This window comes from Paramagnetospirillum marisnigri (assembly GCF_001650715.1).
Lineage (GTDB): Bacteria > Pseudomonadota > Alphaproteobacteria > Rhodospirillales > Magnetospirillaceae > Phaeospirillum > Phaeospirillum marisnigri.
The window spans coordinates 1-10,573 of the sequence record NZ_LWQT01000079.1; the positions used below are offsets into that span (position 1 = coordinate 1).

Annotated in this window: 11 protein-coding genes; 9 read left to right on the top strand and 2 right to left on the bottom strand. The window is 59.0% G+C overall.

Annotated features, from left to right (window positions below):
- Window positions 1-182, bottom strand: a 182-nt coding sequence (locus A6A04_RS15710; RefSeq protein ID WP_156612614.1) for a FeoB small GTPase domain-containing protein, incomplete at its 3' end; no start/stop codon positions are given.
- A gap of 35 nt (window positions 183-217) precedes the next feature.
- The gene (locus A6A04_RS15715; protein WP_082914977.1) at window positions 218-472 is read right to left on the bottom strand and encodes a FeoA family protein; all 255 of its coding nucleotides are present in this window, start codon (window positions 470-472) and stop codon (window positions 218-220) included.
- A gap of 298 nt (window positions 473-770) precedes the next feature.
- On the opposite strand from A6A04_RS15715, the gene mamI reads away from it, so the two are divergent.
- The 9 genes from mamI to A6A04_RS15760 all read left to right on the top strand — a co-directional run.
- On the top strand, window positions 771-971 hold the full coding sequence (gene mamI / locus A6A04_RS23465) for a magnetosome protein MamI (RefSeq protein WP_281196791.1): 201 nt from the start codon (window positions 771-773) through the stop codon (window positions 969-971).
- A gap of 5 nt (window positions 972-976) precedes the next feature.
- Entirely contained in the window at window positions 977-3,289 is a 2,313-nt protein-coding gene (mamE, locus tag A6A04_RS15725) for a magnetosome formation protease MamE (RefSeq protein WP_068494562.1), read from the top strand.
- Between the two features lie 14 nt (window positions 3,290-3,303).
- A complete protein-coding gene (mamJ, locus tag A6A04_RS15730) occupies window positions 3,304-4,521 on the top strand; it encodes a magnetosome protein MamJ (RefSeq protein WP_156612645.1) in 1,218 nt (405 codons plus the stop codon).
- 78 nt (window positions 4,522-4,599) lie between these two features.
- Complete coding sequence (mamL, locus tag A6A04_RS15735) at window positions 4,600-4,836, top strand: magnetosome protein MamL (protein ID WP_068494567.1); 237 nt, start codon at window positions 4,600-4,602, stop codon at window positions 4,834-4,836.
- A 36-nt stretch (window positions 4,837-4,872) separates the two neighbouring features.
- Window positions 4,873-5,862: a magnetosome biogenesis CDF transporter MamM gene (gene mamM / locus A6A04_RS15740; RefSeq protein ID WP_068494569.1), complete on the top strand. Its 990-nt coding sequence runs from the start codon at window positions 4,873-4,875 to the stop codon at window positions 5,860-5,862.
- Window positions 5,859-6,725 (top strand): S1C family serine protease, encoded by an 867-nt coding sequence (locus A6A04_RS15745; RefSeq protein WP_068494571.1) that lies wholly within the window; start codon window positions 5,859-5,861, stop codon window positions 6,723-6,725. The genes mamM and A6A04_RS15745 overlap by 4 nt, the downstream gene beginning before the upstream one ends.
- A 54-nt stretch (window positions 6,726-6,779) precedes the next feature.
- Window positions 6,780-7,682, top strand: a complete 903-nt coding sequence (gene mamB / locus A6A04_RS15750) for a magnetosome biogenesis CDF transporter MamB (protein ID WP_068494573.1) — start codon at window positions 6,780-6,782, stop codon at window positions 7,680-7,682.
- A gap of 112 nt (window positions 7,683-7,794) precedes the next feature.
- Window positions 7,795-8,445, top strand: coding sequence for a magnetosome protein MamQ (gene mamQ, locus A6A04_RS15755; protein ID WP_082914978.1), 651 nt, complete (start codon window positions 7,795-7,797; stop codon window positions 8,443-8,445).
- A gap of 380 nt (window positions 8,446-8,825) precedes the next feature.
- Window positions 8,826-10,573: site-specific integrase (locus tag A6A04_RS15760; protein ID WP_216636119.1), on the top strand; the 1,748-nt coding region annotated here is incomplete at its 3' end.

A 10,573-nucleotide genomic window follows, 5' to 3' on the forward strand; every position in this document is an offset into this window, starting at 1 on the left:
ATGCCCGGCACATCGACGATGCGTAAGGGAACCCCGCCATGGGTGATCTCGCGCACATTCAAAGAGGTCGTCACCCGTTGATAATTGGCGACGGCGGATTGGGCGCCCGTCAGGGCATTGAACAAGCTGGTGGAACCGGCATTGGGGTTACCCACCAGTGCCACGGTGACGGGGGATTTCATGTGCGGCTACCCTTAGATCGAGGTCGGTGGGGTGATTATTTCACGCGGATGCGGATCTGCCGGGCCTCGGCATTGCGCAGGCCTAGGCTGTAGCCCATCAGGCTGTAGATGCGCGGATCACCTAACGGGGCAGAACGATCCAGCGTAACGGGAGTGCCGGCCACGACGCCAAGAGACTGCATACGGCGCTTGAAAACGCCGTCCTCGGTTTCGATCTTGACGATCTCACCCTGCTGCTCGGGGCGAAGGTCGGCAAGGCTGAGAGTGTCCATCTTGACCTGCTGATCCATCCTGGAATTTCCCCTTATTTGTTGATGTTGCAATAATCGAAGGCAATTGCGAATGAGTTGCGATTCATTCGGCGCATTTTCCTCTCAATCTTGCTGCCGCGTCAAGGCGTAAGATCCAATGTTGATGCGGGATTGCGGTGTTTCTCAGCAGACCTATCTCCTCAGGGGCTAGACATATAATTCTGATCACGACACAGAGCGTTCTCCCTATATGACTTTAGAGTAATTATGCTAAAACCGTGGACTTACGTTGGGCCTATTGCTCGGCGTGAGGACAGGAGAAGCCCCTTTGCCAAGCGTGATTTTCGGTTTGCTGGCGCTTGCCCTTGGATTGGTAGGGATAACGTCATGGTGGTGGTCGGTGACCGAGTTCCTGCGCGGCGCGGCCCCCGTGGCCCTGATCTTTCTTGGCATGCTCGCGGTAGCAGCCGGGGTCCAGTCGGTGCGTCAGCCTCGTACCGGCAAAGGGTTCACATCAGCCCCTGACATCGACGGTTAACGGCCATGTTCAATGGTGATGAAGAAGCCGATGGCCGCTCCAATGTCGCCTGCGGCAAGGATTTGAAGCGCTATCTGATGCTCATGGGTGTTGTAGCCCTGATCGTCCTGTTTGGCGCATTCGTCTATCGGCAATCCTCGGGGGGTCTTCGCTTGGGCGCCATGATCGAGCAGATGCGCGGTGGCCGCACGGCGGTGAACGTTCCGGCCACGTCTGGCGCAGCTAATCCGGCGGTATCCGTTCCGGCGAAAGGTTTTGTGGGCGCACCTTCGTCGATGGGGGCTATCGCGACCCTGCCGCCGGTGTTGGATTTCGGACCGGCTCCGGTCGGGAACGGCGGGCCGTTCTCCAGCGTCGTCACCCTGCTGCGTAACAGTGTCGTCAGCGTCACCGCCTCCTCGCGTGGCGGCCAGGGCATGCCCGCCCCCCTGGGGCTGGCCAATCCCGACGGGCTCCCGCATTTCGCCAATCCGACCACCCGTTCGGTCGAGAACATCGGCACCGGCGTGATCGTCCGCAACGATGGCTTCATCGTCACCAACTACCATGTGGTGCGTGGCGCCAATTCGGTCTTCGTCACCGTGCTGGACGATATGGGCTCGACCCGCTATTCCGCCGAAATCGTCAAGATGGACGAGGCCCTAGATCTCGCCCTGCTTAAGATCAGTCCCAAGGCACCGCTTTCGGCAGCGGTTCTGGGCGACAGCGACACCGTCCGGGTCGCCGACGAGGTGATCGCCATCGGCACGCCCTTCGGCTTGGATATGTCCGTCAGTCGCGGCATCATTTCCGCCAAGGGCAAGTCCATGGTGATCGAGGGGGTGACCCACTCCAACCTGCTGCAGACCGACGCCGCCATCAACCAAGGCAATTCCGGCGGTCCGCTGGTGGCCACCAATGGAACGGTCGTCGGCATCAATACTGCCATCTATACTCCGAACGGTGCCTTCGCTGGGATCGGCTTCGCCGTTCCCAGCAACAAGGCCCGCCTATTCGTTCTGGACGAAGCCGGATGGTTGCCAACCGCGACACTGGAGGGCCCCACTATGGGCCTTGTCGCACTTCAGGGACCTTCGCGCGTTGGCGTTGGCGCCGCTGGACCGGCCATCATGGCTGGCGTGCCCGCTCCGCATACCGACGGGCGTCAGAACATGGATTGCACCAATTGCCATGACATTATTCCGGGCAACGCAGGCATGGTTGCGGCGGGGCCCATGATCCCGGCGGTTGCCCCCCTTCCGCCTCCGTCGATTCCCGCCAATGCCAGTCCGCCCCATACGGATGGCCGACAGAATATGGCCTGCAATACCTGCCATCAGATCATTGGCACCACGGCCGGTGTGGTGGCCTTTGGTCAGCCGATGATGCCGATCGCCGTGCAACAACCACCGGCGCCAGCGATTCAGGCGAATGCCTCCAATCCTCATACGGATGGCCGGCAGAATATGAACTGCGCCAACTGTCATCCAATCATTGGGGCTACGGCTGGGCCCGCCGCCTTCGGTCAGCCCGGCATGAATGGGTATCAATTTGCTCAAGCCCCGGGGAGCCTGGCGATCAATGTCCAGGGCCCGCGTGGAACGAAGATGGCCGGCGCCGGGAAACACAATCTGCTCGGTGCGATGATGGAGTCCATGTCTCAGCAGATGAGTGTGCAGACTGGGCAACCGGCCGGGCGGGGTGTACTGCTTACCGGCGTTATTCCCAATACGCCGGCGGCAACCGCAGGATTGCGGCCCGGTGATATCCTGCTCAAGGTCGATGGCCGTCCCGTCGCTATACCACGGGACGTGGTTGCCATCATGGCTGAAATGCCCAACGGCCGTACCGTTCGCCTAGGCGTCCTGCGAGACGGTGAGGTGCGTGACGTGAACTTGGTTGTCGGCCCCGCCGGGCTGGCTGCTGCTGTGCCAATGCCCAGCCAGAACACAGGACAGACTGGGATGGCCATATCGCCAATGGCTGGCGCTGCTCCAATAATGCCTGGTGTCCCTGTGATCAAGCCACCCAAGCCCCCGACGGAATTCAACTGGCTGGGCATGGAGATCGAGACCTTCCAAGCGCCGCCACCGATGGCGGGAGTGCCTGCTGGACCTCCGGCCGAGAGCACCAAGGGAGTCCAGGTGGGCGGGGTTCTGGCGGGATCCCGCGCCGCGATCGGGGGATTGCAAGTCAATGACCTGATCATCGAGGTCAATGGCCAACCCGTGACCGGCCCCGCCCGCCTTGACGCCGCCATCAAGGCGGCCACGGCCGCGGGTCAACAAATTTTGCTGAAGGTCAATCGCAAGGGCCAAGACTTCTGGATCGTTCTGTGAGGGTGGAAGCGTAAATGGTGAAGAAACGACAGAACGAAGCCAAGGGGGCTACCGATGACAATGTTGGTGGTGCTGACGACTATGGCGCAATGCCTTCACCTCTTGAGGCAGTTCCATCGGCACCGATCGTAAAGCCGAAGGAAGGTAGCTTATGGGCGTCGTTGCTGAAAAGCTCTCCATGGTCATCTAATACGGCCGCAAATAAGCAGGAAGATCCTACTCCACTGGCGGCCCAACCCGCGCCAGAGCCAGTTTCAGTCACCCCGCTTGAATCCGCTCCGATCAGTGATCTGATCAAGCGATGGTCACAGCCCGTCTGGCGAGTGCCGAGCCAAATCCAGACTGGCAATGATTTTCAGCAGGTGGCCGATGAAACCGTGGAAGACCAAGAGCCTGAGCCGACACATTCCCAGCCCACCATTGATCTGGATACCGCCGTGCTTAATCCGAGTGTAGTTGTCAGCGAGCAACTCTCGGCAGAAAGCAATGTTGAGCCCGCAGAGAGCCCGTTCAATGACAACGTAGCGGATGTCTCTGACGCGTTCATTGATGTTGAAGCCGGGGTGCCGACAGAACCCGAGGGCATTCCGGATGGATCAGAGGGCGCGCACGAACCGCCTCCTGATGCTGACGCCGAGCCTGCGCCGGACCATGAGGTCATTGAAATTGACATCGCGGATAGAATCGAGCCTGAACCCGAAGTGGCTCAGGACAATGCCATGACCGAGCGTGAGGGAGATGATGAGATGATTCCAGTCCATTCCGAGGTCGAAATTGGCCCGGAGCCGGAGACAATTACTGCTTCCGCAGCAGTTGAGGCTGAGCCTGAGTTGGGGGCCGCTGACGCCGTGGTTGGGCCGGAAGCATTCCCTATGCCTGATATTGATGCGCCCGAGGTCGAGGTTTCAATGCCGGCAGAAGAAATCGAGGCGCCGCAACTGCTTGCGGAGCAGGCCGTGATTTCAGATGCGGTTGAGGATGATGCTGGCGCGGCCCCACATGAGAGCTTGGTCAAAGCTGTGCCGGTAGAGGATCTGCTTACTGGAATTTTCAATGTTGCGAACTCGGCGGTGCGGGACGTCATCAACGCGTCTTCGGACCTGGTCAAGAATCGAAATTCCGTGGTTTCCCAAATGACTGCCCACGGTCAGAAGCTGATCCAGTCCATCAAGAACCGTTGCGGAATCCGGCCGGCGCAGAATTGCGACGCAGGCAGTAAGGTCGGTGAATAGTTGGCGTGATATGGCCTTTTCCTCCAGCACCCAAGGACAGCCGGAAGAAATCATGGGCCGATTGAATGGGCGGTTGCCGTGGTAAGGCTGGTGGGGTTGCTGGTGTTTGGCGGCCTGATCGTGCTGTTGGCATCGTCCAACGCGCATATGGCGGAAACACGTCTGGGACCAATTGCGATGAAAGCGCCGCACTTTGTTGTCCTTGGCATTACGTTCTTTCTCGGCTTTGCCACCGGGATCGTTTCGGTGCTGATGAACGCTCTCCAGCGGCGCCAGCGGAAGACACCGGGAAAGAGCATCGTCATCAAGCACTGAGCCTCTTTGGGGCACCAGGCTTTGGAGTAGGTAAGGATGAGGAAGAGCGGTTGCGCGGTATGCAGCAGGAGCATCGGCTGGGTTGGCCTGGCGGTGAATACCGTGCTCATGGTGATGAAGGCGTTTGTCGGCCTGATCGGTGGATCGCAGGCCATGCTCGCCGATGCCATGTATTCGTTGAAGGACATGCTGAACGCCCTGATGGTGATCATCGGGACCACCATTTCAAGCAAGCCGCTGGATGCCGAGCATCCCTACGGACATGGCAAGGTGGAATTTATCCTGTCCATGGTGGTCAGCGTGGTCTTCATCGTGCTGACCGGCTACCTGCTGGTCCATGCCGTCCAGATCCTGCTGGACGAGAGCCTGCACCGGACGCCACACCTGATCGTGCTGTGGGCGGCCCTGGTCTCGGTCGGCGTCAATGTGGGCATGTATTTCTACTCCCGCTGCGTCGCCATCGAGACCAACAGTCCCATCATCAAGACCATGGCAAAGCATCATCACGGCGACGCCACCGCCTCGGGCGCGGTCGCGCTGGGCATCATTGGCGCCCATTATCTCAAGATGCCGTGGATCGATCCGGCGGTAGCCCTGTGGGAGACCGTCGACCTGCTTCTGCTGGGCAAGGTCGTCTTCATGGATGCCTATCGCGGGCTGATGGATCACACTGCGGGTGAGGCGGTGCAGAACCGGATTGTTGAGGCGGCGGAGCGCGTTCCCGGGGTCAGGGGCGTCATCCATCTGCGGGCTCGCTATGTGGGCCAAGACATCTGGGCCGACATGATCATCGGCGTCGATCCCGAGAACACCGTGGAACAGGCGCACGACATTTGCGAGGCGGTGCAGGCCGCCGTCTGTGGCAAGATCCGCCGCATCGAATCCCTGCATGTCAGCGCCGAGGCGCGGGAAGCCGGTGATACCAGCAAGCCGATTTTCTCCGAGGAGCCACTGAGTTTCGACGAGGTCATGCTGTCCAAGGTGGATGACGACAAGGGCTCAAATGAACGTGGAAACCAGCGATGATTGAAATTGGAGAAACCATGGGCGATCTGCCCACCAACAAGATCGTCTTTTGCGAACGGTCATGGAAGACGCCTGTCTCCATCCTGGCGTTCCTGATCCTGGTGACCTTTGCTTGGGGGGCTTATCTCCTAGACAATTATGATGAGGATGGCTTCTTCCATGGGGCCGACGACTTGTCGGTGGGCCAGTTCCTGGCGCGCAATATCGCCATGCCCGATGTGCAGCGGCTGTACTACACCGTGCCGCCAGCGGTGGTGGGTGTCGGCGGCAACGGCGTCAATGCCGGTCCCGTGGCTTCCGGCGCCATCGTCGGCGCCAACGGCTATGTCATCACCACCATGCACTCCATCGCCAATATGCCGGATATTACGGTTCAGGTGTCCACTTCGGCTGGCATCCGCCGTTTCCCCGCTCAGGTGGTGAAGACCATTCCGGCCCATGATCTCGCCCTGCTGAAGATGCAGACCACTGAGAAGTTCCTGCATTTCCGCATGGCAAATATTCAGACCGTGGTGCCCGGCCAGCAAGTTTTCGCCTTTGGCCGGAACATGGCCGGGGCGCCGCTGGTGCGTCAGGGCATGGTTCAGTCTTCGGATGCTCCGCTGGCGGTGGGAACCACTCAGATCACCCATCTGCTGCGCTCGGACGCGGTCTACAGCTGGGAGCAGACTGGCGGTCCTCTGGTCAATGCCCAGGGCGACCTGGTCGGCATCAATATCGCCGCCACCGGTCCCACCGGCAAGGTGGAGGGCTTTACGGTGCCTGCATCTGTCATCACCTCCCACCTCCAGGACATCATTCGCTTCAAGACCCCGGTGGCCGCACCGAATGTGCCGCCGACTCAGCCCCTCCCGACCCGGTGATGCCGAGACGGCTGGGAGATATGGTAAATTGGCGAATACGATTATGGTGAACCGATGAAGTTCGAAAACTGCAGAGATTGCCGCGAGGAAGTTGTTTGGTGGGCTTTTACCGCCGACATCTGCATGACCTTATTCAAGGGCGTGCTGGGGCTCATGAGCGGCAGCGTCGCCCTGGTGGCTGATTCGCTGCATTCGGGCGCCGATGTGGTCGCCAGCGGCGTCACCCAGCTCAGTTTGAAGATCTCGAACAAACCTGCGGATGAGCGCTATCCCTTCGGCTACGGCAACATCCAGTACATCTCGTCGTCAATCGTGGGCACGTTGCTGCTGATCGGCGCCAGCTTCCTGATGTACGGATCGGTGATGAAGCTCATTTCGGGCAGCTATGAAGCGCCCAGCATCTTCGCTGCCCTGGGTGCGTCGGTGACGGTCATTGTCAATGAGCTGATGTACCGCTACCAGATTTGTGTCGGCAATGAGAACAACAGTCCGGCTATCATCGCCAATGCCTGGGACAACCGCTCCGACGCCATTTCCTCGGCGGCGGTGATGGTGGGCGTCATCGCCTCGGTGATCGGTTTTCCCATCGCCGACACCATCGCCGCCATCGGCGTGTCGGCCTTGGTGGGGCGTATCGGCCTGGAACTCATCGGCACCTCCGTTCATGGCCTGATGGACAGCTCGGTCGATACCGAACTGCTGCAATCGGCCTGGCAGATCGCCACGGATACGCCCATGGTCCACAGCATCTATTTTCTGCGTGGACGCCATGTGGGTGAGGATGTGCAATTCGATATTCGCTTGCGTGTCGACGCCAATCTGCGGGTCAAGGACAGCTCGGCGGTGGCCGAGGCTGTACGCCAGCGCATCCAAGAGGAAATCCCCCACGCCCGCGATATCCGTCTGTTCGTCAGCCCGGCTCCCGCCGCCGCTGGGGCAAAGTCTCAGATCGGATAGGAATGCGCCAAGGGGGCATAAGATTCATGGGGACATAACTTCGGCTTTCCGATCCCTCTAAATGGCTCACCCCCATTTATGAACCCTTGCCCTCTATGGTCAATCGAGCCAAATGAACACCAATGCCATGTATATTTTTAGATTCATATCCGCCATCTCTGTCGCGGTAGTGTTTGCATTTGGCTTGCTCCGCTACAATGAATTCCTGGCAATGCGAGAGGATGCGCAATCAAAGCGGTCTAACTTTGAGGTTGAGATACAGAGACGGAATAATTTGTTCGGAAATCTTATTAACCTTACCATCAACCATGCCGCTCTCGAGGATTCGGTATTTGGTCATGCCTCTGACAAACGCGCAGAGGGAATTGAGAGGAGTAACGAAAAAAGAGAAATCCTTAAGCTTGATCAGGTGTGGTCTCGAGAAGGATTTGGCGCAGCTTTTGGGAAAATTATTGCTTACTCGGAAAAGTACCCCGATATTAGGGCTGTAAAATCATATAAATTAATGATGTCGTCACTTGTTGATATGGAAGACAGAATTTCTGTTAATCGTATTTTGTACAATGAGAGCGCCGCAAAATTTAATGCTGAAATTAGGAAAATGCCGTGGAAGTATCTGGCCATGGCCGCCGGATTCAAAGAGCGGGAATATTTTCATCAAAATCAGGAAAGTACCGCGATAATCAATGCTCCCATTGTCGCCCCTGAGATATACCAGCAACTGATGCCCTTGGCTCCCGCTCAGGGAAAGCCAAACAAGTGATGACGGGCCACCTCCGAGGTGGCCAAGGTGGTCATCTTTGCGGCAGGCGCCATAAATTGTTCTGTGTATTCAAACAGAAATTACTCACCAAAAGAAAATACACATCAGAATTTATCGCGAAAATTTGGGTGATCCGAAAGGCCGTTGTGGGGCACGTAGATGCCTAGCCTTCACGTTACCGATCAGCAGGTAGTGCGCTACATGTCTCAACGACCGAATCACACTCAAGTGTTTGCTGTTTCAGCAGAGGAGGTTCGATTCCTGCCTCCTTCCCTCCGCCAACTTCCCCTAAAGCCTTGATCTTCCTGCAAGGCGTTGGGAAACCTCACCAAAATCTTCTCGCTGCTCCACTGGACTGTTACAGTGGGAGAATGGAGAAGATGCCCGGACATCCCCGCCTGTATCGCCGTGGTGCCGTCTACTGGCACCGCGCCGCCGTGCCCGTGGACATCAAGGACACGTACCCCAAAGCCGAGGAGACCTTCTCGCTTCGCACCAAGGATCACCGCGAGGCGTTGAAGCAGGTCCGCATCGAAGCGGCACGGGTGGACCGCCTGTTCGATGACCACCGCCGCCGCATGGCTCTTCAGGCCGAACCACCCCTGGAAACGCTGACGGACGAGCAGATCAAGCGGATCGGCGAAAACTACTACGCCCACCTGCTGGACGAAGACGACGACATCCGTACCGAAGGCTTCGAGGACCGCAGCTTCGCGGAATGGGCCGAGGACATCGACTTCTTCGACGCGGCCACCCGTCACGACTTCGCCCGTGGCGAGGTCGGCGCTTTCTACCTGCATGAAGTGGACGAGGTTCTATCCTGGGACACCGTGAACCTCCGTCTGGCCGAAGCCTCGCCGTCCCGGCACAAGCTGGCCCGTGAACTCCAGGCCGCCGCCATCCGCGCCTATAAGGCCAAGCGGGCCAGGAACGAGGGCGAGCCGGTGGAAACACCCCAGCCCTCCCCGGTCGCTGTGGCCCGGCCAAGTCCTGCGGTGGAAGCGGTGGACACACTTTCCCATAAGTCTATTGCGTCCAACGTCCCCAGGCTGTCCCGTCTGGTCGAGGAATGGATCGCAGAGAAGTCCCGCACATCCTGGGTTCCCAAGACCGAGCATGAACATCGGGTGTGGATGGGCCATTTCATCGCCGCCACCGGGGACAAGCCGTGGACGGAATACGGCAAGGCCGATGCCCGCGCCTTCAAGTCCATCCTCATGCACCTGCCCGCCAACTGGAACAAGTTCGACGCCCTGGCGGGCCTGTCCCTGGCCGAAGCCTCGGAGAAGGCGCGGCAGGCGGGCATGACGCCCATGTCGGACAAGAACCTCAACAAGCTGCTGGGCTATGTGGGGTCGCTGTGGACCTGGGCGGCGGACCATTACGACGAATGCCCGCCCAACCCGTTCAAGGGCCTGAAGATCAAGATGAAGGGCCACAACGTCCGTGACGAACGCGACCCATTCACCCTGGACGAGTTGAAGGCGATCTTCAACGCCCCGATCTTCACCGGTTGCCAATCCGTCCGTGAATGGGTTTCCCCAGGGCCGTTGATCCCCCGTGATGCGGGCATCTTCTGGGTGCCGCTGATTGGCCTGTTTACCGGCGCACGGTCGGGCGAGATCATCCAGCTATACGTTGATGACGTCCGGGAAGAGCAGGGTGTCGTCTTCTTCGACATCAACGAGGATGGCGAGGACAAGCGGCTGAAGACGCCGCACAGCAAGCGCCTCATGCCCGTCCATCCCTTCTTGATCAAAGCGGGGCTTCTGGACCATGTCGCCCTACGCAAACGACAAGGGCAAAAGCGCCTGTTCCCTGAGATGGAGTTGGGGGCGGATGGCTACTACTCGTCCCCCTATTCCAAGCATTTCAGCCGGTTCCTGAAATCCGTGAAGGTCAAGCACGGCAAGAACGCCTTCCACAGCTTCCGTCACAGCTTCGAGGACGCCTGCCGCGATTCGGACATCTCTGCGGAGGTCATGAATGCTCTGCAAGGCCACGGCGAAGAAGGCATGGCGGGCCGCTATGGCCGGGGCTTCTTCCTCAAGTGTCACTGCCGCCTGAATACTCCCCAGAAGGGGCGACTGAAAATTCCCCACCTTGACGCACTCGCCCGGCCCTGGGG

Bases quoted from the DNA above. Each gene is read 5' to 3' on its own strand.
- A6A04_RS15715 (WP_082914977.1), bottom strand. From the start codon at position 472: ATGGATCAGCAGGTCAAGATGGACACTCTCAGCCTTGCCGACCTTCGC.
- mamE (WP_068494562.1), top strand. From the start codon at position 977: ATGTTCAATGGTGATGAAGAAGCCGATGGCCGCTCCAATGTCGCCTGC.
- mamJ (WP_156612645.1), top strand. From the start codon at position 3,304: ATGGTGAAGAAACGACAGAACGAAGCCAAGGGGGCTACCGATGACAAT.
- mamM (WP_068494569.1), top strand. From the start codon at position 4,873: ATGAGGAAGAGCGGTTGCGCGGTATGCAGCAGGAGCATCGGCTGGGTT.
- A6A04_RS15745 (WP_068494571.1), top strand. From the start codon at position 5,859: ATGATTGAAATTGGAGAAACCATGGGCGATCTGCCCACCAACAAGATC.
- mamB (WP_068494573.1), top strand. From the start codon at position 6,780: ATGAAGTTCGAAAACTGCAGAGATTGCCGCGAGGAAGTTGTTTGGTGG.
- mamQ (WP_082914978.1), top strand. From the start codon at position 7,795: ATGAACACCAATGCCATGTATATTTTTAGATTCATATCCGCCATCTCT.